At 55.5% G+C, this 25,056-nt stretch carries 24 protein-coding genes and 1 other annotated feature; of the genes, 8 read left to right on the plus strand and 16 right to left on the minus strand.

Features of this window, described 5'->3' with window-relative positions:
- Window position 1: 1 nt before the first annotated feature.
- The 5 genes from thrB to yjjY all read right to left on the minus strand — a co-directional run bounded on the left by thrB (window position 2) and on the right by yjjY (window position 4,982).
- Window positions 2–931 carry a homoserine kinase gene (gene thrB / locus QE396_RS13505; RefSeq protein ID WP_014168558.1) on the minus strand — a complete coding sequence of 310 codons (930 nt, stop codon included), beginning with the start codon at window positions 929–931 and terminating at the stop codon, window positions 2–4.
- Window position 932: 1 nt separating this feature from the next.
- Window positions 933–3,395 carry a bifunctional aspartate kinase/homoserine dehydrogenase I gene (gene thrA, locus QE396_RS13510; protein WP_309951329.1) on the minus strand — a complete coding sequence of 821 codons (2,463 nt, stop codon included), beginning with the start codon at window positions 3,393–3,395 and terminating at the stop codon, window positions 933–935.
- Window positions 3,396–3,419: 24 nt separating this feature from the next.
- Window positions 3,420–3,537, minus strand: a sequence feature (Thr leader region).
- Window positions 3,476–3,544 carry a thr operon leader peptide gene (thrL, locus tag QE396_RS13515; protein ID WP_015572623.1) on the minus strand — a complete coding sequence of 23 codons (69 nt, stop codon included), beginning with the start codon at window positions 3,542–3,544 and terminating at the stop codon, window positions 3,476–3,478. It overlaps the preceding feature by 62 nt.
- Window positions 3,545–3,755: 211 nt before the next feature.
- A complete protein-coding gene (locus tag QE396_RS13520; protein WP_020882534.1) occupies window positions 3,756–4,442 on the minus strand; it encodes a tRNA/rRNA methyltransferase in 687 nt (228 codons plus the stop codon).
- A gap of 399 nt (window positions 4,443–4,841) precedes the next feature.
- The gene (gene yjjY / locus QE396_RS13525) at window positions 4,842–4,982 is read right to left on the minus strand and encodes a protein YjjY (protein ID WP_001541509.1); all 141 of its coding nucleotides are present in this window, start codon (window positions 4,980–4,982) and stop codon (window positions 4,842–4,844) included.
- 95 nt (window positions 4,983–5,077) lie between these two features.
- On the opposite strand from yjjY, the gene arcA reads away from it, so the two are divergent.
- Window positions 5,078–5,794 carry a two-component system response regulator ArcA gene (arcA, locus tag QE396_RS13530; protein ID WP_003856501.1) on the plus strand — a complete coding sequence of 239 codons (717 nt, stop codon included), beginning with the start codon at window positions 5,078–5,080 and terminating at the stop codon, window positions 5,792–5,794.
- 42 nt (window positions 5,795–5,836) lie between these two features.
- Here the strand turns inward: arcA and creD are convergent, their stop codons facing one another.
- Genes creD through creA form a run of 4 tightly spaced genes read right to left on the minus strand, consistent with a single transcriptional unit; the run spans window position 5,837 to window position 9,844 of the window.
- A complete protein-coding gene (gene creD, locus QE396_RS13535) occupies window positions 5,837–7,189 on the minus strand; it encodes a cell envelope integrity protein CreD (protein ID WP_014168555.1) in 1,353 nt (450 codons plus the stop codon).
- Between the two features lie 56 nt (window positions 7,190–7,245).
- Window positions 7,246–8,670 (minus strand): two-component system sensor histidine kinase CreC, encoded by a 1,425-nt coding sequence (gene creC, locus QE396_RS13540; protein WP_279256645.1) that lies wholly within the window; start codon window positions 8,668–8,670, stop codon window positions 7,246–7,248.
- Window positions 8,670–9,359, minus strand: coding sequence for a two-component system response regulator CreB (gene creB, locus QE396_RS13545; RefSeq protein ID WP_014168553.1), 690 nt, complete (start codon window positions 9,357–9,359; stop codon window positions 8,670–8,672). Before creB ends, creC begins: the two co-directional genes overlap by 1 nt.
- Window positions 9,360–9,373: 14 nt before the next feature.
- Window positions 9,374–9,844 (minus strand): protein CreA, encoded by a 471-nt coding sequence (gene creA, locus QE396_RS13550; RefSeq protein WP_014168552.1) that lies wholly within the window; start codon window positions 9,842–9,844, stop codon window positions 9,374–9,376.
- 211 nt (window positions 9,845–10,055) lie between these two features.
- Here creA and robA point away from each other — a divergent pair, with 211 nt between their 5' ends.
- On the plus strand, window positions 10,056–10,925 hold the full coding sequence (gene robA / locus QE396_RS13555) for an MDR efflux pump AcrAB transcriptional activator RobA (RefSeq protein ID WP_279256644.1): 870 nt from the start codon (window positions 10,056–10,058) through the stop codon (window positions 10,923–10,925).
- Here robA and gpmB read toward each other — a convergent pair.
- Window positions 10,922–11,569, minus strand: coding sequence for a 2,3-diphosphoglycerate-dependent phosphoglycerate mutase GpmB (gene gpmB, locus QE396_RS13560; protein WP_014168550.1), 648 nt, complete (start codon window positions 11,567–11,569; stop codon window positions 10,922–10,924). The two genes, robA and gpmB, sit on opposite strands and share 4 nt — an antisense overlap.
- Before the next feature lie 50 nt (window positions 11,570–11,619).
- On the opposite strand from gpmB, the gene yjjX reads away from it, so the two are divergent.
- Complete coding sequence (gene yjjX, locus QE396_RS13565; RefSeq protein WP_014168549.1) at window positions 11,620–12,135, plus strand: inosine/xanthosine triphosphatase; 516 nt, start codon at window positions 11,620–11,622, stop codon at window positions 12,133–12,135.
- Here yjjX and trpR read toward each other — a convergent pair.
- Together trpR and sltY are read right to left on the minus strand one after the other, a co-directional pair.
- A complete protein-coding gene (gene trpR / locus QE396_RS13570) occupies window positions 12,126–12,455 on the minus strand; it encodes a trp operon repressor (protein WP_020885267.1) in 330 nt (109 codons plus the stop codon). The genes yjjX and trpR overlap by 10 nt on opposite strands.
- Before the next feature lie 54 nt (window positions 12,456–12,509).
- Window positions 12,510–14,447 carry a murein transglycosylase gene (gene sltY, locus QE396_RS13575; RefSeq protein WP_014168547.1) on the minus strand — a complete coding sequence of 646 codons (1,938 nt, stop codon included), beginning with the start codon at window positions 14,445–14,447 and terminating at the stop codon, window positions 12,510–12,512.
- Window positions 14,448–14,674: 227 nt separating this feature from the next.
- Here sltY and ettA point away from each other — a divergent pair, with 227 nt between their 5' ends.
- Window positions 14,675–16,342, plus strand: coding sequence for an energy-dependent translational throttle protein EttA (ettA, locus tag QE396_RS13580; RefSeq protein WP_014168546.1), 1,668 nt, complete (start codon window positions 14,675–14,677; stop codon window positions 16,340–16,342).
- 67 nt (window positions 16,343–16,409) lie between these two features.
- On the opposite strand, the gene QE396_RS13585 is transcribed toward ettA, so the two are convergent.
- On the minus strand, window positions 16,410–17,309 hold the full coding sequence (locus QE396_RS13585) for a LysR family transcriptional regulator (RefSeq protein ID WP_014168545.1): 900 nt from the start codon (window positions 17,307–17,309) through the stop codon (window positions 16,410–16,412).
- A gap of 107 nt (window positions 17,310–17,416) precedes the next feature.
- Here QE396_RS13585 and QE396_RS13590 point away from each other — a divergent pair, with 107 nt between their 5' ends.
- Window positions 17,417–18,418, plus strand: coding sequence for a zinc-binding alcohol dehydrogenase family protein (locus tag QE396_RS13590; RefSeq protein WP_020885270.1), 1,002 nt, complete (start codon window positions 17,417–17,419; stop codon window positions 18,416–18,418).
- Window positions 18,419–18,476: 58 nt separating this feature from the next.
- Here QE396_RS13590 and nadR read toward each other — a convergent pair whose 3' ends face one another.
- From nadR to serB, 3 genes are read right to left on the minus strand one after another with little or no spacing between them, the layout of a single operon-like run.
- Window positions 18,477–19,709 carry a multifunctional transcriptional regulator/nicotinamide-nucleotide adenylyltransferase/ribosylnicotinamide kinase NadR gene (gene nadR, locus QE396_RS13595; protein ID WP_014168543.1) on the minus strand — a complete coding sequence of 411 codons (1,233 nt, stop codon included), beginning with the start codon at window positions 19,707–19,709 and terminating at the stop codon, window positions 18,477–18,479.
- A 35-nt stretch (window positions 19,710–19,744) separates the two neighbouring features.
- Window positions 19,745–21,130 carry a DNA repair protein RadA gene (radA, locus tag QE396_RS13600; RefSeq protein ID WP_014168542.1) on the minus strand — a complete coding sequence of 462 codons (1,386 nt, stop codon included), beginning with the start codon at window positions 21,128–21,130 and terminating at the stop codon, window positions 19,745–19,747.
- 11 nt (window positions 21,131–21,141) lie between these two features.
- Window positions 21,142–22,110 carry a phosphoserine phosphatase gene (serB, locus tag QE396_RS13605; protein ID WP_020885272.1) on the minus strand — a complete coding sequence of 323 codons (969 nt, stop codon included), beginning with the start codon at window positions 22,108–22,110 and terminating at the stop codon, window positions 21,142–21,144.
- Between the two features lie 117 nt (window positions 22,111–22,227).
- On the opposite strand from serB, the gene QE396_RS13610 reads away from it, so the two are divergent.
- The 3 genes from QE396_RS13610 (at window position 22,228) to QE396_RS13620 (ending at window position 25,029) form a co-directional block, all read left to right on the plus strand.
- Complete coding sequence (locus QE396_RS13610) at window positions 22,228–22,872, plus strand: YtjB family periplasmic protein (protein WP_020885273.1); 645 nt, start codon at window positions 22,228–22,230, stop codon at window positions 22,870–22,872.
- A gap of 39 nt (window positions 22,873–22,911) precedes the next feature.
- Window positions 22,912–23,928, plus strand: coding sequence for a lipoate--protein ligase LplA (gene lplA / locus QE396_RS13615; protein ID WP_309951339.1), 1,017 nt, complete (start codon window positions 22,912–22,914; stop codon window positions 23,926–23,928).
- A gap of 408 nt (window positions 23,929–24,336) precedes the next feature.
- Window positions 24,337–25,029, plus strand: a complete 693-nt coding sequence (locus tag QE396_RS13620; RefSeq protein WP_014168537.1) for a DUF1120 domain-containing protein — start codon at window positions 24,337–24,339, stop codon at window positions 25,027–25,029.
- Window positions 25,030–25,056: the final 27 nt, after the last annotated feature.

Consider the following 25,056-nt stretch of genomic DNA (forward strand, 5'->3'; position numbering starts at 1 on the left):
GTTATCCCAGTACTCGTGCGCCAGCCGTGTCCAGACGGCAAATATGAACAAAGCCTTCCTGATTTTGCAGGTAGTGTTTAGAGAGCCAGTCCGCCACGCGCTGCGCCGTGTCTGGCTTATCGCACAGGGCGAACAGCGTCGGGCCGGAGCCGGAGATACCGCACGCCAGGGCGCCGGTATCCATTGACGCCTGTCGCGCCTCGTTAAAGCCAGGCAGCAGCTTAGTGCGGTACGGCTCGGCGATAACGTCTTTCATTAATTTTGCTGCCAGCTGCGGCTGACGGGTGTAGCAGGCGTGAATAAAGCCGGCCAGATGACGTCCATGAGCGATACAGTCCTGACGACGATACTGCGCAGGCAGGATCGCACGCGCTTCAGCGGTGGATACCTTAATACCGGGATAGGCCAGCACCCACAGCCACTCATCAAACCCTGGCACCTGCTGGCTGATGATGCCATTTTCTTCAATCATCAGCTGCATACCGCCGAGGAAGCAAGGGGCGACGTTGTCATAATGAATGCTGCCGGAGATGCGCCCTTCCAGCTCGCCCATTAACCCGAGCAGACGGTTATTATTCAGCGGCTTGCCGCAGTGCTCATTCATGGCCACCAGTCCGGCGACCACGGAGCAGGCGCTGGAACCCAGACCAGAGCCAATCGGCATACTTTTCTCCAGCGTCATGGCGACCGGCACATTTTTGCCGATCTCCTGACAGAACCGCTCCCAGCACTGATAAACGATATTCTCGCGCGGGTCTGTCGGCAGTTTGCTGGCGAAGCGGCCCACGTTATTCAGGCTAAAGCTCTCTGCCGCTTCAACCGTTACCGTATCGCCCAGCAGCGAACCATCCACCGGCGTCACCGCCGCACCCAGCACATCAAATCCGACGCTCATATTGGCGCTGGAAGCCGGGGCATAAACTTTCACCATGTTAAACTCCTAACTTCCATGACAGGGTACGCAGCAAATCGGCAAATACACCCGCCGCGGTAACATCATTCCCTGCGCCATAGCCGCGAAGCACCAGCGGCAGTGGCTGATAATAGTGGCTGTAAAACGCGAGGGCGTTTTCGCCGTTTTTTACTTTGAACAGCGGGTCGTTGCCATCCACTTCAGCAATCTTCACGCGGCACATACCATCGTCTTCAATATTGCCAACATAGCGCAATACCTTACCTTCATCACGGGCTTTCGCAACGCGTGCGGCAAAGGCGTCGTCTAGCTGCGCTAAATTGGCCATAAAGGTGTTCACGTCACCGCTGTCGTCAAACCCGGCAGGCAGAACAGGCTCAATCACGATATCGGAAAGCTCCAGCTCACGGCCCGTTTCACGCACCAGTATGAGCAACTTACGCGCCACATCCATACCGGAGAGATCGTCTCGCGGATCCGGCTCGGTGTACCCCAGTTCACGCGCGGCACGGGTCGCTTCCGACAGGCTCATGCCCTCATCCAGCTTGCCGAAGATAAACGACAGCGAGCCGGAAAGAATGCCGGAGAAACGCTGCAGTTCATCCCCCGCGTTCAGCAGGTTTTGCAGGTTCTCGATCACCGGCAGGCCCGCGCCCACGTTGGTGTCGTAGAGGAACTTACGCCGTGACTTGCTCGCCGCCAGACGCAGCTGGTGATAGTAATCCATCGACGAGGTGTTGGCCTTTTTGTTTGGCGTCACCACGTGGAAACCTTCGCGCAGGAAATCGGCGTACTGATCGGCCACCGCCTGGTTCGAGGTACAGTCGACAATGACCGGGTTAAGCAGGTGATACTCTTTCACCAGGCGGATCAACCGGCCCAGATTAAAGGGCTCTTTGGCATCATTCAGCTCAGTCTGCCAGTTTTCCAGGTTCAGACCATGAACGTTGGTCAGCAGCGCTTTTGAGTTCGCGATACCGCACACGCGCAGATCAATGTGCTTTTTCTTCAACCACTCCTGCTGACGCTTCACCTGCTCCAGCAGCGCGCCACCCACACCGCCCACGCCAATCAGGAACAGCTCGATCACCTGATCGGTGTTGAACAGCATCTGATGAACCACACGAACGCCGGTTGTCGCATCGTCGTTGTCAACGACCACCGAGATTGAACGCTCAGATGACCCCTGGGCAATGGCCACAATGTTGATGTTGGCCCTGGCCAGCGCGGCAAAGAATTTGGCCGAGATACCGCGCAGCGTACGCATACCGTCGCCCACCACCGAGATAACCGCCAGGCGTTCCTGGATAGAAAGCGGCTCCAGCAGCTCTTCTTTCAGCTCAAGGTAAAACTCTTCTTCCAGCGCACGACGGGCGCGCAGACAATCCCCCTGCGGTACGCAGAAGCTGATACTGTATTCAGAAGAGGACTGAGTGATCAGTACAACCGAGATACCGTTGCGGGACATGGCCGCGAAAACGCGGGCCGCCATACCGACCATGCCTTTCATTCCCGGGCCGGAAACGCTGAACATGGCCATATTGTTCAGGTTAGAAATGCCTTTCACCGGCAGGCCGTCTTCATCGGTACTGGCACCAATCAGCGTGCCTGGCGCTTGCGGGTTACCGGTGTTTTTAATCAGGCAAGGGATCTGGAACTGGGCAATGGGAGAGATGGTGCGAGGGTGGAGAACTTTAGCGCCGAAGTAGGAAAGCTCCATCGCTTCCTGGTATGACATCGACTTCAGCAGCCTGGCGTCCGGCACCTGGCGCGGATCGCAGGTGTATACACCGTCGACGTCAGTCCAGATCTCACAACAGTCGGCGCGCAAACAGGCTGCCAGCACGGCAGCAGAGTAGTCGGAGCCGTTACGGCCCAGTACGACAAGTTCACCCTTCTCGTTTCCGGCGGTGAAGCCCGCCATCAGGATCATATGGTCAGACGGAATTTTGCTCGCGGCAATGCGACGGGTTGATTCGGCTATATCAACGGTAGACTCGAGGTAGTGACCCACTGCCAGCAGTTTTTCAACGGGATCGATAACCGACACATTGTGGCCACGCGCTTCCAGCAGGCCCGCCATGATGGCAATCGACAATTTTTCACCACGGCAGATTAACGCCGCGTTGATGCTGTCCGGGCACTGACCTAAAAGGCTGATACCGTGCAGCACGTGTTTGATTTGGGCGAACTCTTGATCAACAAAGGATTTCAGCTGTGCGAGCGGGAAACCCGGCTGCGCCTCCGCCAGTCCCTGCAGCAGCTCAGCGAAGATACACTCGGCGTCGCTCAAGTTCGGGAGTGCATCCTGGCCACCGATGGTCTTTTCAATCATCGCCACCAGGTGGTTGGTGATTTTTGCCGGGGCAGAGAGCACGGTCGCGACCTGCCCCTGCCTGGCGTTGCTCTCCAGGATATCGGCAACACGCAGAAAACGTTCTGCATTTGCCACTGATGTACCGCCGAACTTCAACACTCGCATGGTTCTACCTCGTTTCCTTTAGCCGAAAAAAAAGCCCGCACTGTTTGGGTGCGGGCTTTTTTCTGTTTTTCCTGTACGCGTCAGCCCGCATCATTTCCTGTGGTAATGATGATGGTTGTTGTAATGGTGGTGATGCTGATGCGTTTCATGGATGTTGTGTACTCTGTCATTATTATCTGTCTGTGCTGTATTCTTTTAGGGTTAAAGGATTGGGCACCTTAAGTCAATGAATTTTTAATTTGATCACAATTCGGGACGCTCTCACGTCCCGCTGCTTGCAGATTTATTTTCATCCGATTCCCCCAGACGCACCCCACCCAGACAGACGGATACGCCATAGTAAAAACTTATGACAGCATTTTACTCGGCCAATTTTTTTTCAATATCATGCAGCAAACGGTGCAACATTGCCGTGTCTCGCTGCTCAAGACGCCCAAGTCGCTGATGCAGCCAGTCCGCCATTTTTTGATCTTCCTCGACACCGAGTTGTAATAACAGTTGGTCAACGCGAGCGCGCAGCGCGGCCAGCTGGTTTTCATCTGCCCCTTCAGACTGGGGTTGAGGAATTTGTATTAGGGAGGCTAATTGATAGCAATACACCATTACCGCCTGGCCTAAATTTAGCGACGGATAATCCGCCACCATCGGCGCACCGGTCAGGACGTCCGCTAACGCCAGCTCCTCGTTCGTCAGACCGGAATCTTCCCGCCCAAAGACCAGCGCGGCCTTCGTCAGCCACTGGCTTTTCTCCGTTAACATCGGCACCAGTTCCGCCGGCGTGGCGTAATAGTGGAACTTTGCCCGGCTGCGTGCCGTGGTCGCCACGGTAAAAGAAATGTCGTGCAACGCAGCGGCGAGCGTGTCGTAAGTGGTTATATTATCGAGAATATCCCCTGAACCGTGCGCCACCCAACGGGCCGCGGGCTCGAGGTGCGCCTGGCTGTCCACGATGCGAAGATCGGTAAAACCCATGGTCTTCATGGCACGCGCCGCAGCGCCTATATTTTCGGCTCTGGCTGGGGCGACCAGTACAATCGACAGATGCATTTATGCTCTCTTTTTAATCAGTTAGCGGGTAAAAATGTGATGCACTTCAACATATTACGCGGCGCGAATTTACAAAAATGCAACACAAATCACCGAAATAGCGTTTCAGAACAAATTAAAAACGCTAAACTATTTTGTGGCTGAACAATCAGTTAGAATGTTAACAGAAGGCTATTATCCTTATGTTTTATAATGGTAATGACCTCATGAATACTCATTTCTGATTGGATTCGTATCGTTTATAAATCAAGGTACGCAACTAGTTGGTTTATTGAAAAATTGTGACAAAGGCTAGCATTCGGCTACGATGATTTCATCAAACTGTTAACGTGCTACAATTGAACTTGATATATGTCAACGAAGCGTAGTTTTATTGGGTGTCTGGTGTCACTTAGCCTGTTATGTTGCTGTTAAAATGGTTAGGATGACAGCCGTTTTTGACACTGTCGGGTCCAAAGGGAAAGTACCCACGACCAAGCTAATGATGTTGTTGACGTTGATGGAAAGTGCATCAAGAACGCAATTACGTACTTTAGTCACGTTAGGCCGGTCATGTTAATTTGCGACATGCATCAGGCAGGTCAGGGACTTTTGTACTTCCTGTTTCGATTTAGTTGGCAATTTAGGTAGCAAACATGCAGACCCCGCACATTCTTATCGTTGAAGACGAGTTGGTAACACGCAACACGTTAAAGAGCATTTTCGAAGCAGAAGGCTACGATGTCTTTGAAGCGACCGATGGCGCAGAGATGCATCAGATCCTTTCTGAAAATGATATCAACCTGGTGATCATGGATATCAACCTGCCGGGCAAAAACGGCCTTCTTCTGGCGCGCGAACTGCGTGAACAGGCGAACGTCGCGTTAATGTTCCTGACAGGCCGTGATAACGAAGTTGATAAAATCCTTGGCCTGGAAATCGGTGCGGATGACTACATCACTAAACCGTTTAATCCACGCGAGTTAACCATTCGTGCACGCAACCTGCTGTCCCGCACCATGAACCTGGGCACGGTCAGCGAAGAGCGTCGTAGCGTAGACAGCTACAAGTTCAACGGCTGGGAACTTGATATCAATAGCCGTTCACTGATTAGCCCGAACGGTGAGCAGTATAAACTGCCGCGCAGTGAATTCCGCGCGATGCTGCACTTCTGTGAAAATCCGGGCAAAATTCAGTCCCGTGCAGAACTGCTGAAGAAAATGACCGGCCGTGAGCTGAAGCCGCACGACCGTACCGTAGACGTGACCATCCGTCGTATCCGTAAACATTTCGAATCTACGCCTGATACGCCGGAAATTATCGCCACTATTCACGGTGAAGGTTATCGTTTCTGCGGCGACCTGCAGGAGTAATCCGGCAACTGAAGTAAAAAAACGGCGCTTTCGCGCCGTTTTTTATTTCCAGACTCGCATCGTATCCGCATCAGGTTCAACGGGGGGGACGGGACGCTTCGGCTGAGAGAGCGAATACCAGTCAAGGTGACGCGTCAGGTACATGACCGCAAACAGTGCCATCGCCAGTACGGCAGCGCCCAGCAGCAACGCGCTGTCCTCAGAACGCAGCAGGAACCACATCACGACATCCAGCCCCAGCAGCGCCAGAATAAACACCCCGCTTCGCCTCCAGCTTTTCAGTACCGCCTGCAGGTACACACCATTCATCATCGCGCCGACAAGGCTTGCAATAATCCAGGCCGGCGTAAACCCGACATGCTCAGACAGGGCAAGTAAGACGAGATAGAACAGGACCAGCGACAACCCTACCAGCAGATACTGCATTGGGTGCAGACGCAATCCGGTGAGGGTTTCGAACACGAAGAAGGCCATAAACGTCAGTGCAATCAGTAAAATAGCGTACTTGATCGCGCGGTCTGTCAGCTGGTACTGATCCGCTGGCGTGGCAACCGTCACGCTAAAGGCTGGGATTGAACTCCACTCCGGTGACTCGCCCTCGGCGAACCAGCTTTGCATGTTGTTAGCAAACCAGCTGCTCTGCCAGTTTGCCTGGAAACCAGACTCGCTAATCTGATGCTTAACAGGCAAGTAGTATCCCATAAATCCCGGGTGCGGCCAGTTACTGCTCAGCGTCATTTCGCTGTTACGCCCGACAGGCACCACCGCAAAACTGCCCGTCCCCGCCAGGTTAAACGACATATCAAGGGCGAGCGTTTTCGGCTCAAGGGCTTTATCACTCAGCGGAATATGAATACCGGCAAGTGTGCCATACACGCCGGTTCCCGGCTCTACGCTGAGCGTCTCACCGTTGATTTTTGCGACCTTCACCGTACCAATGCCCCGGGCATCACCCACGCCAATCACCAGGAATGGCTGCCCCAGCGTCATGGTTTCGCCCTTCAGCTGCGCCATTTTCTCCGTCGAAAACTGCGCTTTTATTTTGAGATCGGTGTTCCAGATTTGCCCGTCATAAATACCGATGCTTCTGGACTCCACGCGCTGATTTCCCTCAACGAGCAGAGATTCCGGCAGGATAAAGTGCAGGTAGCTTTTTTTGTATTCGACCTTTTTTTCATCTTCTAGTTTGTAAAAAACCTCGGTGACAGGAATGGCAATCAGCGGTCCTACCAGCTTTTGCGGCCCGCTGGTGCTTTGGCGAAGCGAGTGTTCAACATCGTTACGGTAGCTCTCACGCTCCGAAATCAGGTTACTGACCATAAAGAGCGGGACTAACAACAGCAGAATGCACCCCAGCAGGGTGCTTACTTTCCAGAACAGGGGGGATTTCATCATTACGTCTCCTTTGTGATGAGGAGAGCGTACCGGGGCTATGTGGGGCCAGTTTGAAGTTATGTGAAGTGACGGTGAAGTGTCAGCGTGGCTTTCACGCCGCCTTCTGGCTGGTTATGCAGAGCAATGTCCCCCTGATGCAGACGCGCCACCTCCTGCACGAATGCCAGACCCAGCCCGCTACTTTTCAACCCGTTCTCGCGGGGGAGCGAGTAAAAACGTTCAAAAATACGCGCCATGGCATAGTCCGGTATCCCGCTTCCGCTGTCGCTTACGGTAAGCCGGATCTCGGTTGGCGTCTCCTCGGCAGCCAGCTGAAGCGTCCCGCCCTGCGGGGTAAAATCGATGGCATTATCCAGCAAATTGCCCAGCGCCTGTTCAAGCAGCTCGGGGTCGCCCTGCACCTGCAGCGAAGTGGGCTGGCAGGTCAGGATGATATTTTTCGCCGTGATAACGGCGGAGCGTGAATCCGCAAGCCGTGAAAACAGCGTGCTGATACTCACGCTCACCGGCTCTATCTCTACCCGGTTTTCAAGACGCGCCTGAGAGAGCAGTTTTTCCACCAGCGACTGCATACGCGCGTTTTGCACCAGAATATTATCGATAAACCGCGCGGCCACCGCCGGCGGCGGCTGCTCATTAAGGATCTCTGCCGCGCCGCGGATTGCCGCCAGCGGGCTTTTGAGTTCGTGAGTAAGCGCATGCACATAACGCTCGATGTAATTCTTACCCTCGAGGCGAATGCGCATATTTTCCAGCGCCTGCGCCAGCTTTCGTAGCTCACTGCTGCCGGGGTTAGGCAGCGGGAGAGGCGTGTCCGTGGTCACCGCATCGGCGTAGCGCGACAATCTGCCAATGGAACGATTGATCCATCCCGCCACCAGCAGACCAATCAGCAGGGCAATGCCGAGCAGCGCCCCACCCGCCCACAGGATCCGCCGCTCGCTACGGTGAATAACCGGCGCCATGGCGCTGTTAGGTTTTCCGACCGACAGCACGCCGATAATGTTGCCCCTGTCCATTACCGGTGCGGCAACATACATCACCGTACTTTCCGGATCGTCAGGGTTGCTCTGGGTGCTGCGCGCGCCATATTCCCCGCGAAGCGTCAGCCAAACGTCATTCCAGCGGGAGTAGTCTTTTCCTACCGCCAGGCCCGCCGAATCAAACACCACCTTGCCCGTGGCATCGGTCATGTAGACGTGGTACTCGTTGCGGACTTTATGAATGCCGCCAATGTTGGCGCGAAACGGCCGCTGATGGAGCCGTGAAAAGGCCTGAGCCAGCTTGCCCTGCTGCGGATTGCCTGCGAGCAGGTCGTCTCGCCCCACTTCCGCCAGCAGGGTCGCAGTGTCAATCAGCGTGCCTTCGGTGGCTCTGCGCACGCCGGGCTTGACCTCCTGCACGAAGATAGACAGCACAAACCACGCGGCGATAGCGACAATCAGGAAATAGCCCAGCAGCAGACGCATGCCAATACGCATTAATAAAGCCCCAGACTGTAACCCATCCCGCGATGGGTACTGATGGGCGAAAGCCCGTCATTGACCGCGCGCAGCTTGGCGCGCAAGGTTTTGATATGCGTATCCACGGTACGATCGAAGCTATCGCCGTCTTCGCCCCACACTTTGTCCATAAGCTGCTGGCGAGAAAAGACCCGGCCCGGTGCCTGCAACAATGTTTTGAGCAGCAGGAACTCGTAGCGCGTGAGCGGTAAAGGCTCCCCATACCAGCTGATTCTGGCGGCGGGTTCGTTCAGCTCAAACTGCCCGATACGAACGATCTCGGCAGGGGCGGTGGATTTTTGTAACCGCCGTAGAATAGTCCTCACCCGGGCACAGACTTCACGCGGGGAGAAGGGTTTGGCGACATAATCATCCGCGCCCATCTCCAGCCCGAGCAGCTTATCCACCTCGTCACTTCGCGCCGTCAGGAACAGGATCGGCAGTGACGGATGCTGCGCCAGAAGCTGACGGCAGAGTTCAAAGCCGCTGATGTCAGGCAACCCGACATCCAGAATCGCCAGCGCGGGGACCTGCCGCCGCGCCTCTTCCAGTACCGGTAACCCACGCCCGAAAGCCTTCACCGCAAACCCCTCCTGCTGAAGCATGTAGAGTAGCGTGTCGGCGATACTGATTTCGTCCTCAACCAGCCAGACCAGAGGTTGCTGCATGATTCATCCCTGAATTAGTGCCATGGCATGATCGGCACGGCGCTGATGGCGTTTTTCGGTGAGCCTTCAACCACTTTGTCGGAATAGGCCAGATAGGCGAGCGTGTTGCGTTTGGCGTCATAAAAACGCACCACCTGCAGCTTTTTAAACACCAGCGAGGTCCGTTTCTGGAAAACCACGTCGCCCTGCGCTTTGCCGTTTTTGATTTTGTCACTCAGCTCCACAGGACCGACCTGCTGGCAGGAGATTGCCGCATCGGAGGTATCTTCAGCCAGCCCAAGCCCGCCTTTAATGCCCCCGGTTTTCGCCCGACTAACGTAGCAGGTGACGTTTTTCACGTCCGGATCGTCAAACGCCTCCACCACAATCTTGTGGTCCGGGCCGAACACTTTGAAAACGGTATCGACAGAACCAATCTGTTCCGCCTGCGCGGCGTGCCCCACCGTCAACATCAGGGCAGTGAAGATCAAAGTCTTGTATTTCATATTGTTACCATTTTTAAGAATTACGCTGAGCGATTATTCAACACTGTAGACAAAAATGTAGCAAGATCACAGGATTAGAATATATTCACCCAAAACGAGGAACAAAAGGCATTAATGCGCAAAAAAAACACTGAATGCTAAAACATCAAAAAATGCTATTATCCGCTAACCTGTTATCAGGCACCTGCTGTTTTAAGGATGAGGATAGTATATGGATCAGGCTGGAATTATTCGCGACCTGCTCACCTGGCTGGAAGGTCATCTCGACCAGCCTTTGTCACTGGATAATGTGGCGGCTAAAGCAGGCTATTCCAAGTGGCATCTGCAAAGGATGTTCAAGGATGTCACCGGTCATGCTATCGGGGCCTATATCCGCGCACGTCGTCTGTCAAAATCAGCGGTGGCATTACGCCTGACCGCGCGGCCGATTCTGGATATTGCACTGCAATATCGTTTCGACTCGCAGCAAACCTTTACCCGCGCCTTTAAAAAACAGTTCTCGTTAACGCCAGCGCTCTATCGCCGCTCGCCTGACTGGAGCTCGTTTGGCATGCGTCCGCCGCTGCGTCTGGGCGAGTTTGCAATGCCGAAATATGAATTTATCACCCTGCCAGAAACGCACCTGATTGGTACGACGCAAAGCTACTCCTGTTCGCTGGAGCAGATTTCAGAATTCCGTCATCAGATGCGCGTTCAGTTCTGGCGCGACTTCCTGAGCCATGCACCGGCGATCCCGCCCATCCTGTATGGTCTCAACGAAACGCACCCAAGCCAGGAAAAAGACGACGAGCAGGAGGTGTTCTACACCACCGCGTTAACGCCAGAGCTGGCGAATGGCTATATTCAGGGTTCAAAGCTCGTGGTGCTGGAAGGCGGCGAATACGTGATGTTCGCTTATGAAGGGCTGGGAACGGGTGTACAGGAATTTATCCTGACCGTTTACGGAACCTGCATGCCAATGCTGAACCTGAATCGCCGTAAAGGTCAGGATATTGAGCGCTACTATCCGGCAAGCGATGCTAAACCGGAAGAAGGCCCAATCAATCTGCGTATGGAATTCTTAATTCCGATACGTCGTTAACGCTGAAGTTCGTCAAGTGCAGGGGCATCAAGATGCGAAATGTCCCCTGCCATCTCTACGACCCAACCTGACGCCAGCCACGCGCTTTCCTGATAGTCGATACGGGAAATAGAGCAGTTGCGCAGACGCAAACGGCGCTCTGCATACGCAGGTAACCCCAGAATCGTGCTCACCAGGCAACCCAGCGCAATACCGTGACTCACCAGCAGCGGACGGCTCCCGGCCGGAAGCTTCAGGCATTCCGCCAGCGCGGCATGCATGCGCACGCTCAGCTCCTGCATGGATTCGCCTTCCGGAATACGGCCATCTTCGGTGCCGTTGACCAGCGTGCGACGCCAGCCCTCTTCCGTTTCCGTCAGCGTATCGATATGCCGTTTTTCCAGCACGCCCATATCCAGCTCGCGCAGACGCGGCTCGATCATGACATCACAACCACAGGCATCGGCAATGATGCGCGCCGTCTGCTGTGTGCGACCTAAGTCGCTGGTGATAACATGCGTAATGCCCAGCGTTCTGGCGCGTTCTGCCACCTGCCACGCCTGCTGCACACCCTTTTCAGTAAGAGGACTGTCTGACTGGCCTTGAATACGTCGCTCGGCGTTCCACTGCGTCTCACCGTGGCGAACAAGGTATACCTGTAACATGCTTTTTTTCCGTTATACTGCGATGAGTTTTTTTTGAATCGAGCTTAATTATGCACCATGTTGTCTCTGCTACCACCAATCCTGCCAAAATTCAGGCAATTCTAAGGGCATTCGAAGAGATTTTCGGCGAAGGATCCTGCCATATTGATGCCATCGGCGTCGAGAGCGGCGTGCCTGAACAGCCGTTTGGCAGCGAGGAAACGCGCGCTGGCGCACGAAATCGCGTGGCAAACGCCAGGGCTGCCGCACCGGATGCTGACTTCTGGGTGGCAATTGAAGCGGGTATCGACGAAGGCGCGACGTTCAGCTGGGTGGTCATCGAGAACCGTGAACAGCGTGGAGAAGCGCGTTCAGCAACTCTGCCGCTGCCAAAAATCATTCTGGAAAAAGTGTCCGCGGGTGAAGCGCTCGGGCCGGTGATGTCTCAGTACACCGGCATCGATGAAATTGGCCGCAAAGAAGGCGCGATTGGCGTCTTTACCGCTGGCGCACTAACGCGTTCAGGCGTTTACCACCAGGCGGTGATTCTGGCCCTGAGCCCGTTCCATAACGCGATTTATCGCTGAGCGCCCAGCAGCACAGACTCCAGCCACTGACGCAGCTCCACCGGCGCGGATTTCAGGCTGTTCGATCCGCGGGTGATCGTCGCGATACCCGCGCCCAGTTCATTTTTGAGCTCACGCTGGCTCATCTCACCGCGCAACAGCTCTTCGATGATCCGCACGCGTGTGCCCAGGGCTTCACGCTCATCCGGCGTCAGCATCAGCTGCAATAAAGGCAAATGCAGATCCTGGTCGTAAGACTGGCGGAGCAACTCCACAAAACGAAGCCACTCCTGATGACGTTGTTCGGCCATTGCCGAGGAATACGGGGAATGCTGGGTCATGTTATGCCGCCTGTTGTACTCATTAACGAGTACAGCATAACACAACCCGCCCCATCAGTAACGTCTCTGCCACTCAGCATCGCTCATCAGGGTATCTTTTTGTCCCATGAAATAGCGATAGTAGGCGTCATAAGCCAATACGTTCTTCACATAGCCGCGGGTTTCCGAGAACGGAATACTTTCCACAAACGCGACGGCGTCAATGCGCCCGGCGCTGTTGCCAAGCCAGGTGCGCACGCGGCCCGGACCTGCGTTATACGCCGCTGAGGAGAAGATGCGGTTATTGCCGAACTGCTGATAAACATACTGCAGGTAGCTGGTACCGATGTTGATGTTGGTCTCCGGATCCAGCAGCTGTGACGGGCTGCTGTATCCCGGGATGTTAAACATCTTCACCGTATGCGTCGCGGTTCCCGGCATCACCTGCATCAGGCCGCTGGCCCCGACCGGGGAACGGACTTTCGGGTTCCACGCACTCTCCTGACGGGCAATGGCCATGGCGTAGCTTTGCGGAATGTCTTTACCGCTGGTGTAGCGCTCAAACAGATCTTTATAGGCCAGCGGGAAACGCTCTTCGAGATGATCCCACAGCTTGCCGGCGATCGTTGCCTGCACGCTCAGATCCCACCAGTGGTTATCAAAGGCATAGCGGGCAAGCTGTGCCTTCTCATCGGTCGTACGGCTGGTCACCAGATTCGCCCATTCGCTACGGGCGGTATTGTCCATGTTCCAGTACATCAGCTCGCGAACGCGCGCCATTTCTGGCCCCTGAGTCAACGCCGGGTTGGCGTTAGCAGGGGCTTTATCAATGCGGAACGTGTACTCCTCACCCAGTCGCTGCGCGGCCGCCATCGGATAGAACCCACGCTGCTGCATCAGCGCATGGAGGATCTCTTTGGCTTCATCGTCACGCCCGCGCTCCATCAGCAGATCCGCCTGCCAGTAACGCCATTCGTCTTTCTCTTTGGCATCCATTGGCAGACGCGCAAGCCAGGTATTCAGCCCCCGGCGATCGCCCGTCCCCAGCGCCATACGCACGCGGCGCTCCACCAGCGACGTGGAGTTCGAACGCATAATCGCATCGTCTCGCCAGCGCGCCTGCTCGTCGGTTACATCGGTGCTCATCAGTCGCCACGCCACAATGTCGCGCAGCTCCTGAGTTTGATCTTCATTGAGCTGCTGCGCCTGCACCAGCTGCGGGATCATCAGCCGCGCATTTTCCACGTCGTCACGCGCCACGCTGGCAAAAGCCACCGCGGCCATCTGGCGGGTAAAATCGGTCGCGCCGGTGCTGCGGGCAAAGGTCAGTACGCTGTTCGGATCGTTCGCCAGGGCGATGACGGCGGTTGAGATCGTCTGATAATCAGACGGCATTTGCCCCGCAAGCGTGGTAACCAGCCGCGTGTTTCCGGCTTTCATCGCCAGGCGAATACGTTCAAGGTACGCCAGCGGATCCTGCTTACCTGACGCACGCCATGCGCCAAAGAGGGAATCACAGGCATTTGGCTGGCTTTTTCCGGTCAACCACAGATCCTTCGCGCCCGCCCAGGCCTCTTCCTGCTGTCCGGTAACCCACTTCGCATAGTAATAGTTACACTGGGCTTCGGTGGTATTCGGTTTTTCCGGGCTAAACGCCAGCAGCCCACGCCAGTCTTCACGACGTGCCAGCTCGTTCACAAAACGAGACTGCAGCGTCCGCGCGGGCGGCAGCGTCGGGTTCGCCTGAATAAAGTTATTCACGGTGACCGTGGGTTGATTCATGAGATCGTCAGTGATCTGCCGATACTCCAGATACGGATAGAGAGGATACGCTTTTAAGGTCGGCATCAGCGCCTGCACGGTATCCATCTGCTTATTGTCCCACGCCTGTTTAATCTGGGCGTAGCGATTACGTTGTTCATCCAGTGAATCGGCATGCACCGCCTGGCTTGCCGCCATCACGCATACGCTGGCAGCCAGCAGACGCCAGACCACCTGTTTGGCTTTTCCCACAAGCTCTTCCTCATTGTTTTTTCGTCAATTGCAGCGTCTTGCCACGTCAAAGTCTAATTAACTTATGCTAACCAGGCATCCTGCAACGCGCCACGTCGCGGACACTTTTTTACCTTTCTTGCGCGTTTTAACACTCCCGACGTTCCTGGCTGGGATTAGGACGGGAAAAAGGCTACACTTCGAGGCTGATATTCTTTCTCATCACGATAAAAGAGGCGAAGTCCAACGTGGCTCAATTCGTTTATACCATGCATCGTGTCGGCAAAGTTGTCCCGCCGAAACGTCATATTCTTAAAAATATCTCGCTGAGCTTCTTCCCGGGCGCAAAAATCGGTGTTCTGGGTCTCAACGGTGCCGGTAAGTCCACCCTGCTGCGCATCATGGCCGGCATCGATACAGACATCGAAGGTGAAGCCCGTCCGCAGCCTGGCATCAAAATTGGCTACCTGCCGCAGGAGCCTCAGCTCAACCCGGAACACACCGTTCGAGAATCCGTTGAAGAGGCGGTTTCTGACGTCGTTAACGCACTGAAAGGTCTGGATGAAGTGTATGCCAAATACGCTGAACCGGATGCGGACTTCGATAAACTGGCCGCTCAGCAAGGCAAGTTTGAAGAGATTATCCAGGCGCATGACGGCCACAACCTGAACGTGCAACTCGAGCGCGCCGCTGACGCCCTGCGTCTGCCAGACTGGGATGCGAAAATCGCGAACCTCTCCGGGGGTGAACGCCGCCGCGTGGCGCTGTGCCGTCTGCTGCTGGAAAAGCCAGACATGCTGCTGCTCGACGAACCGACCAACCACCTGGATGCGGAATCCGTGGCATGGCTGGAGCGTTTCCTGCACGACTTCGAAGGTACCGTTGTGGCGATCACCCACGACCGTTACTTCCTCGACAACGTTGCAGGCTGGATCCTGGAGCTTGACCGTGGTGAAGGCATTCCATGGGAAGGCAACTACTCCTCCTGGCTGGAGCAAAAAGACCAGCGTCTGGCGCAGGAAGCCTCTCAGGAAGCCGCGCGTCGTAAGTCTATCGAGAAAGAGCTGGAGTGGGTTCGTCAGGGCGCTAAAGGCCGTCAGTCTAAGGGCAAAGCCCGTCTGGCACGCTTTGAAGAGCTGAACAACACCGAATACCAGAAACGTAATGAGACCAACGAACTGTTTATTCCGCCTGGCGCACGTCTGGGGGATAAAGTGGTTGAAGTCACCAATCTGCGTAAGTCTTATGGCGATCGCCTGCTGATTGACGACCTGACCTTCTCCGTACCGAAAGGTGCCATCGTGGGGATCATCGGTCCGAACGGCGCGGGTAAATCCACCCTGTTCCGCATGATGTCCGGTCAGGAACAGCCAGACAGTGGTTCAATCACTCTGGGTGAAACCGTGAAACTGGCTTCCGTTGACCAGTTCCGTGACGCCATGGATAACAGCAAAACCGTGTGGGAAGAAGTCTCCGGTGGCCTGGATATCATGCGTATCGGTAACACCGAAATGCCAAGCCGCGCTTACGTTGGCCGCTTTAACTTCAAAGGCACCGACCAGGGTAAACGCGTGGGCGAGCTCTCCGGTGGTGAACGTGGTCGTCTGCACCTGGCCAAACTGCTGCAGGTTGGCGGTAACGTGCTGCTGCTCGATGAACCGACCAACGACCTGGACATTGAAACCCTGCGCGCACTGGAAAACGCCCTGCTGGAGTTCCCGGGCTGTGCAATGGTTATCTCGCACGACCGTTGGTTCCTTGATCGTATCGCAACCCACATCCTGGACTACCAGGACGAAGGGAAAGTGGAGTTCTTCGAAGGTAACTTCACCGAATACGAAGAGTACAAGAAACGTACGCTGGGCGCGGATGCGCTGGAGCCGAAACGTATTAAGTACAAACGTATCGCGAAATAAATGTAAAACGGCAACGTCAGTTGCCGTTTTTTTTGTTTGTTCCTACACCCTGTGAGTGACGCACCGTTCACCCACCCACGTAAAACCGCTTCACCTCATCACACTGCATCGCAAAGTCGATATAACGCATCAGCGCCGGCGAGTTCAGCTTGCGGCTCGGGTAAGCCAGCCACAGATCGTTCCCCTCGACGTTCCACTCCGGCAGCACCTTCACCAGCGCGCCCTTTTCAACCTTATCCTCAAGCAAAAAAGCGGGAAGCAGCGTGATCCCGGCGCCGGCGATGGCACATTCGCGCGCATACACCAGATTATCCGTCAGATGGGCGTTATCCGGCAGATAACGGTAATCCTCACTTTCGCTTTGCAGCAGCCACTCAGACCACGCCTTGTGGGTAATACAGCGGTGTTCCACCAGCTGCCGGGGATGCGTCAGCGGCTCCCGGCGCGCCAGGTAAGTCGGTGAGGCCAGCATATAACGCGGGCAATGACCGATCATACGGCCAATCAGGGAGGAGTCCTGCGGCTTACCAGTACGCAGCGCCACGTCAAAACCTGACTCGACCAGGTCGAGCACGTCGTCAGAAATGGACACGTCAAGCGAAACGTCCGGATAGCGGAGCTGGAACTCCGCATTCAAGTGCGCCAGCAGCGTCGCGCCGATCCCGGCCGGGCAGGTGATGCGCAGCCGACCGCTGGGGTTTTCACGCAGCCGCTGAATGGCGTACTCCGCCCGTTCACTTGCCGCCAGCATCTCGCGGCAGTGAACCAGATAGTGCTCGCCGGCGAACGTCAGGTTCAGCCTGCGCGTAGTACGGTTGAGCAAGCGGATCCCCACCTGCTGCTCAAGCTGACTGATTCGCTGGCTGACGCTGGATTTCGGCAGCTCAGCTTTCTGCGCCGCCGCGGTAAAGCTGCCCAACTCTGCCACCAGCGCAAACAGCGCCATATCCTGAAGCTGTTTAAACATGATTGTTCATCCTGTACGAACACTTCGTTCTCAATTGTCCATCTTATCACGCGGCTGAGCACTTAATAGACTAGTCTCAAAACACGCTTTCCCTAAAGGAGCTCACCATGTCAGTTAAAGCCATTGCCGTTAATCCAGACAGTCCTGCTGATTTCATTGAAATTACCCAACCGATGCCGCAACCCGGCGAGCACGATCTGCTGGTTGAGGTAAAAGCCGTTTCCATCAACCCGGTCGATACCAAAGTTCACGCGGGCATCGTCAGAAGCGGCCTGACAGAACCACGCGTTCTCGGCTGGGACGCCAGCGGCATTGTGAAAGCCGTGGGTGCAGGCGTTAGCGGTTTTAAACCGGGGGATGAAGTGTGGTACGCGGGCGATATTACCCGCCCGGGCAGCAATACCACCCATCAGCTGATCGATGCGCGCATTGTCGGGCATAAGCCGGTAAGCCTCGGCTGGGCTGCCGCAGCCGCCTTGCCGTTAACCGCCCTCACCGCCTGGGAAGGATTGTTTGAACGGCTGAATATCCAGGATGCTGGCCCGGACAAAACGCTGCTCATTATTGGCGGCGCGGGGGGCGTAGGATCGCTGGCGATCCCGTTTGCGAAACATCGCAGCAACGTGAAGATCGTCGCGACCGCCTCGCGGGAAGATTCTGCTCAGTGGTGTCGCGATCGCGGTGCCGATCACGTGGTGAATTACCGTGACCTGAAAGGTGAACTGGCTAAACAGGGCCTGACGTTTGTGGATTACATTTTCATTCTCAATGATACCGACGGCCACTGGGATGCCGTCAGTGAACTGATCGCACCGCAGGGGCATATCTGCTCCATCGTTGAGAACGCACATCCGTTGAACCAGGATAAGCTGAAATCCAAATCCGCCGCGCTGCACTGGGAGTTTATGTACACCCGCAGCATGTACCAGACCGCCGACATGGCGCGTCAGGGCGAGATCTTAAACGAGGTTGCGAAGCTGGTGGATAACGGCGTGGTGGAAAGCTCACTGAGCGAAACGCTGCACGGGCTGAGCGTCGAAAGCATCACCGAAGCGCACCGTAAAGTGCTGGACGGGCATATGCGTGGCAAAGTGGTGGTTGAGTATTGAGGGGGGTGTTCCCCCTCACACCGGCCCTCTCCCTCAGGAGAGGGTTAGGATGAGGGAATTACCCCTGCTCCCCCATCATCTCTTTCACCAGCTCTACGCAGCGCAGGAAACGGCTGTCGTAATCTGACTCCTCCACATGCACAAACTCCACGTTATTTTCGTGCAGCATGTCGATGAGCATGCTCTGGAACTCTTTTCTGTCGACGGAACTGCCGAGGCTGCGGATCCCGTCGGCAACCCACGGGGTGTTGTTTTCGAGCAAAATCACCAGGTCAAAGCGGTATTCGTCTATCAGCGCCTGCACAAACGGATGCTCGCGTCCCTCGTATTTTTTGCAAAACGCCTGGGTGGTGACGAAATCGGTATCAATGAAGGCCACTTTATTGGCGTATTTCACCGCGAAATCAATGTACTGCGCATGACCCAGCGCGATTTTATCGTAGTCGGAGTACTGCAACGCCATCTCGTCACCGCCCAGATGAGAGAAGACGTAATCACGCCCGTACTCCCACGCACTGGTGGTGTTAAAGATGTTGGCCAGCTTGTTGACCAGCGTCGATTTCCCGCTCGACTCGCCGCCCAGAATCGCAACGGTGCGCACAAAGAACGGTTTTACCTCGGTTGGGATGTAATCCCAGTAGCGGAACGGGTTTTCGCGGATCAGCGCCCCGCTGATGTTCATAAAGGTACGCTTTGGATCGATCAGCACGGTTTCAATGCCCAGATGCTCGCGGAACTGCGGCGCATCGGACTCTTCAGAGGTGTAGATCCAGTTCGGGGTGATCCCCTTTTCGTCCATGAACGCTTTGACGCCATTGCTCCACACATCCCAGCCGTGCGGATACGGCTCCATGCCCTCTTCATTAAAAGCATGAATACGAATGTTTTTCTGGTACTTAAAGGTCTGCAGCAGCCAGCGCAGGCGGTCCGGCACGGTTGGCTGCTGCGACATGGCGCTGTCCTCGAACAGCTGACGGTCGCGGGTTTCATCGTAACCCATGATGATATGCAGCTCGTCCACCTGGCTACAGGCACGCTGGATCAGATAGATGTGCCCGGTATGCAGCGGGTAAAACTTGCCAAATACCACGCCGACGTTCTTTTGCATACGCGGGAATTCAAGCCCCAGAAAGCGGTGCAACGCTTCCAGCTTTTGTGCGCTGGGGCTTTTGATTTTGGCGTTCAGCAGTTGGCTCAGGTAGCCTTTGGTCATGCCGCTGGCATCCGCCACCTGCTGCAGCGTGCAGCCTTTCTGGCGGATTGCGGTCTTGATGTAGTCAAATGATGACATAAATTACGGTGCCTCCTGCAAAATCGAATACGTAATTATAAGTCGTCAAAGACATTTAACGCATCTGCGAGTTTCTTCACGCCAAAGACCTGCATCCCTTCCGGGATTTTTTTCGGCACGTTGGCGGCGGGCACAATGGCGCGGCGAAAGCCGTGCTTCGCCGCCTCGGAGATGCGCTCCTGGCCGCTTGGCACCGGACGTATCTCCCCGGCCAGACCCACTTCACCAAACACCACCAGGTCCTGCGGCAACGGTCTGTCACGCAGGCTGGAGACCATTGCCAGCAGCAGCGCCAGATCCGCACTGGTCTCAGTGACTTTGACCCCGCCGACCACGTTGACGAACACGTCCTGATCCGCCATCTGCAGACCGCCGTGGCGGTGCAGTACGGCCAACAGGATCGCCAGGCGGTTTTGTTCCAGGCCAACGGCCACACGCCGTGGGTTACCCATCATTGAGTGATCCACCAGCGCCTGAATTTCCACGAGCAGCGGACGGGTCCCTTCCCAGAGCACCATCACCGAGCTACCGGAGGTCACTTCATCGCCCCGACTGAGGAAGATGGCAGACGGGTTGCTGACTTCACGCAGCCCCTGCTCGGTCATGGCAAACACACCCAACTCGTTCACCGCACCAAAACGGTTTTTGTGGCTGCGCAACGTGCGGAAACGGGAATCGGCATCGCCGTCGAGCATAACGGAGCAGTCGATACAGTGCTCCAGCACTTTCGGCCCCGCCAGCGAGCCATCTTTCGTGACGTGGCCGACCATCACAATCGCCACACCGCGCGTTTTGGCAAAGCGCGTGAGATAGGCAGCGGTTTCACGCACCTGCGCCACGCTCCCCGGTGAAGACTGGATATCCGCCATGTGCATCACCTGAATGGAGTCGATAACCATCAGCTTCGGCTGCTCTTCTTCGGCAATCATGCAGATTTGCTCGATGCTGGTTTCCGAAAGCATGTTGAGGTTGCCGGTTGGCAGGCCAAGACGGTGCGCACGCATCGCCACCTGCTGCAGGGACTCTTCACCGGTGACGTACAGGGTTTTCATCTGTTCGGCGAGCTTGCACAGCGTTTGCAACAGCAGTGTTGATTTACCCGCTCCCGGGTTACCGCCGATCAGGATCGCACTGCCCGGCACCACTCCCCCGCCGAGCACACGGTCAAACTCTTTGAAGCCGGTCGAGAAACGCGGCAGCTCTTCGAGGCTAATATCCGAGAGCTTTTGCACTTTCGCGACACCGGCGTTGCCGGCATAACCGCTCAGGCGTTCATTGCGGGCCACGCTCGGCGAAGCCGCCACACCACGCACTTCGGTGATGGTGTTCCAGGCATGACAGGCGCTACATTGCCCCTGCCAGCGCGGATAATCCGCACCACATTCATTACAGACAAATGCGCGTTTTGGAGCTTTCGCCACGGTTTACCTCGTTATTTCTGATTCACGCTGCCGGAGAGAATGCAGAACACCCCCATCAGGTCAGCATGACGGATGGTGACTTCCGTCTTTTCATTCACTTTAGGCTTGGCATGGTAGGCAATGCCAAGGCCTGCCGCTTTGATCATCGGCAGGTCGTTCGCGCCATCACCGATGGCAACGGTCTGGACGACAGGAATTTCATATTTTTCCGCCAGACGGGTCAGGGTATTGGCTTTGTACTGGGCATCCACGATATCGCCGATCACCTGGCCGGTCAGCTTGCCGTCCATGATTTCCAGCTCATTCGCCACCACGGTGGTCAGGCGCAACGTGTCGCGAAGGTAGTCGGCGAAGAAGGTGAACCCGCCCGAGGCGATAGCCACTTTCCAGCCCAGCGTTTCTAACTTCAGCACCAGCTGCGTCAGCCCCGGCATTAACGGCAGCTCATCACGCACCTGGCGCAGAATGTTCGCGTCCGCCCCTTTCAGGGTTGCCACACGCTGTCTCAGACTGGCAGTGAAATCCAACTCGCCGCGCATCGCGCGTTCGGTCACATCGGCCACCAGCTCGCCGCTGCCGGCAAGCCTGGCGATCTCGTCGATGCACTCGATCTGGATGGCGGTGGAATCCATGTCCATCACCAGCAGACCCGGCGTTTTCAGGTGTGGAATTTTGCCGAGAGGCGCCACGTCCAGGCCGGCATCATGCGCCAGGCGGGTCGCGCGCTGCGTCAGGGAACCTGCCAGGCGGATGACCTGATAATCCTCTACGCACCAGGCCGCCACGATGACCATCGCTGCACCCAGTTTGGTTTGATATTGGGTCAGGCGTTGTTTGTCCAGGCCGCGTCCGTACAGCAGCCAGCCGCTACGGCCAGCGTGGTAATCCAGAGGCATCACCTCATCACCACTTAAAGAGAGCGGCAATCCTGGCCATAAAGAGACATCCGTAGGCAGGTCGCACCAGGTAATGTTCGGCATTGAAGCTCCTGTGAATTCGTTCGCGCCGGAAGGTTCCAGAGGGAAAATAACGCATGAGGCTACCTTGTAACCATCACTTCTGGCAACATTAAGCCGTAAATTTTCAGCAGGTGGAATATGGCTCGCGCAAAACTGAAATTCCGACTTCATCGTGCCGTGATTGTCCTGATATGTCTCGCACTCTTGGTCGCGCTGATGCAAGGAGCATCGTGGTTCAGCCAGAATCACCAGCGGCAACGTAACCCGCAGTTTGAGGAACTGGCGCGAACTCTGGCGCGTCAGGTCACGCTCAACATCGCCCCGGCGATGCGCACCGAAACGCCGGACGAGAAGCGCATAGGTCAGATATTACGCCAGTTAACCGAAAACAGCCGCATTCTTGATGCCGGTGTCTATGACGAACAGGGCGACTTGATCGCCCGTGCCGGTGAGCACGTTGACGTCCGTGACAGGCTGGCGCTGGACGGCAAAAAAGCCGGCGGCTATTTCAATCAGCAGATCGTCGAACCCGTGCAGGGGAAAAATGGTCCGCTCGGGTATTTGCGCCTGACGCTCGACACCCACACCCTGCCCACCGAAGCAAAACAGGTGGACAACACCACCAATATTTTGCGCCTGATGCTGCTGCTCTCGTTGGCCATCGGTGTGGTGCTGGCACGCACGCTGCTGCAGGGTAAACGCACCCGCTGGCAGCAATCGCCTTTCCTCCTGACCGCCAGTAAATCGGTGCCCGAAGAGGACGAGGGCGATAAGAAAGAATAGTGATAAAGTAGGCTTACGATTCGGAAAAGGAACTTTGCCATGACGACGTTACGCCTGCTTATCTCTGACTCTCACGATCCCTGGTTCAATCTCGCGGTAGAAGAGTGCATCTTCCGTCAGATGCCAGCCACTCAACGGGTGTTATTTTTATGGCGCAACGCCGATACGGTGGTGATTGGCCGTGCGCAGAATCCCTGGAAAGAGTGTAATACCCGGCGTATGGAAGAGGATAACGTCCGCCTGGCGCGACGCAGCAGCGGCGGCGGCGCGGTATTTCACGACCTCGGCAATACCTGCTTTACCTTTATGGCGGGCAAACCTGAATACGATAAAACCATTTCCACCGCGATTGTGCTTAACGCCCTGACATCGCTGGGCGTGACAGCCGAAGCGTCAGGCCGCAACGATCTGGTCGTCAAAACCCCCGACGGGGATCGCAAAGTCTCCGGCTCCGCCTACCGTGAAACCCTGGACCGGGGATTCCATCACGGGACATTGTTGCTGAAAGCCGACCTCAGCCGTCTTGCGAATTACCTTAATCCCGATAAGAAAAAGCTGCAGGCCAAAGGTATCACCTCCGTGCGTGGCCGCGTCGCCAACCTGATCGAATTACTGCCGGGCATCACCCACGAACAGATTTGCGATGCCATCCGCGAAGCGTTTTTCGATCACTACGGCGAGCGGGTCGAAGCCGAAGTGATCTCCCCGGATAACACCCCTGACCTGCCAAACTTTGCGGAAACCTTTGCCCGTCAGAGCAGCTGGGAGTGGAACTTTGGTCAGGCGCCGGCCTTCTCACACCTGCTGGACGAGCGCTTCACCTGGGGCGGCGTGGAGCTTCATTTTGACGTGGAAAAAGGCCACATTACCCGGGCGCAGGTCTTTACGGACAGTCTGAACCCTGCGCCGCTGGAGGCGCTGGCCAGCCGCTTACAGGGCTGCCTGTATCGTGCCGACACGGTGCAGCTGACATGTGAGGCGTTACGTGGCGAGTTCCCCGATCAGGCAATTGAGCTGGGCGAGCTTTCTGCCTGGCTTTCGCAGGCGGTACGCTAAACTATGTTGCCCGGCGTGCTTCGCCGGGCGAGTGATGTAACCTGTTTACGCGATAACGTCTTATTCTTATTTTTTAAGCAGGCTTCAGGGATCCAGCCTGCCCCATCTTATTAAAAAATATTATATTATCGTCGAGAAGGGCATTGAATGCTTCCCGGCCTTACGGAAACCGCTAATAACTTTCAATAATAAATTGAACAATAAAAGCGGAAATATTCCCGTAAAATGCGTGAAAATATTCACACCATCTATGCTTTTATATTTTCATTACAGCCCGTTTAGAAATTCTAAATACACCATTCAGAGCAGCCACAATATACTACTGCCCGTGGTTACACCCATATATAAAACCTATTGATTACATTAATAGTCGACAGCTCTATAATTTCTCTTCGTTAAGGAACAACAATGAAAAAAATTCTTCTTGTCGCGGCCATCGCTGCGGCAACGTCCATGACCGCAGCCCATGCGGCTAACACCGCCGTCATGAAAGTGCAAGGCAAACTGACCAACGCGTCATGTACTCCTACAATGAGCAACGGTGGTGCAGTAGATTATGGCAAAATATCAATGGGCTCACTGAGCGCGACTGAGGATAACCAGCTCGGCCAGCGTGATATCACCATGACAATTACCTGTAATTCTGCGACCAAAGTCGGCTGGACAATTTACGATAACCGCAAAGACAGTCTGGCTGACGGGCCGTATATTGAAGTCTATGATTCTGCCGTTGATGGCAGCTCGACATTCAGCCACCAGTACACAAGCGGTTTAGGTTTTACCAAAGAGGGTCAGAAGATTGGCGGATGGGCAGTGTATACCGACCTGCCATATGTCACGGTAGACGGCGCACCTGCTGATGCGATTACCGCGGGAGGCACTAATCTGACTAAATGGGATAAAAATACGACGGGTCGTCTTGTTCTGGATGACTACGAAACCATGTCCGTCGCCAAACCGGGTGAACTCGTGCCGATGGCCTTTACCCAGGCCGTATTCCCAATGAAAGTTTCCATGGCAATCAGAAAAACCGACAGACTGAGCATTACCGAAGATACCGAACTGGATGGTCAGGCGACCATTACGCTGAAATACCTCTAATTAAATTATCGCTCAGGCGATAACGTA

Source organism: Enterobacter sp. SORGH_AS_0287 (genome assembly GCF_031453695.1).
Taxonomy (GTDB): Bacteria; Pseudomonadota; Gammaproteobacteria; order Enterobacterales; family Enterobacteriaceae; genus Enterobacter; species Enterobacter ludwigii.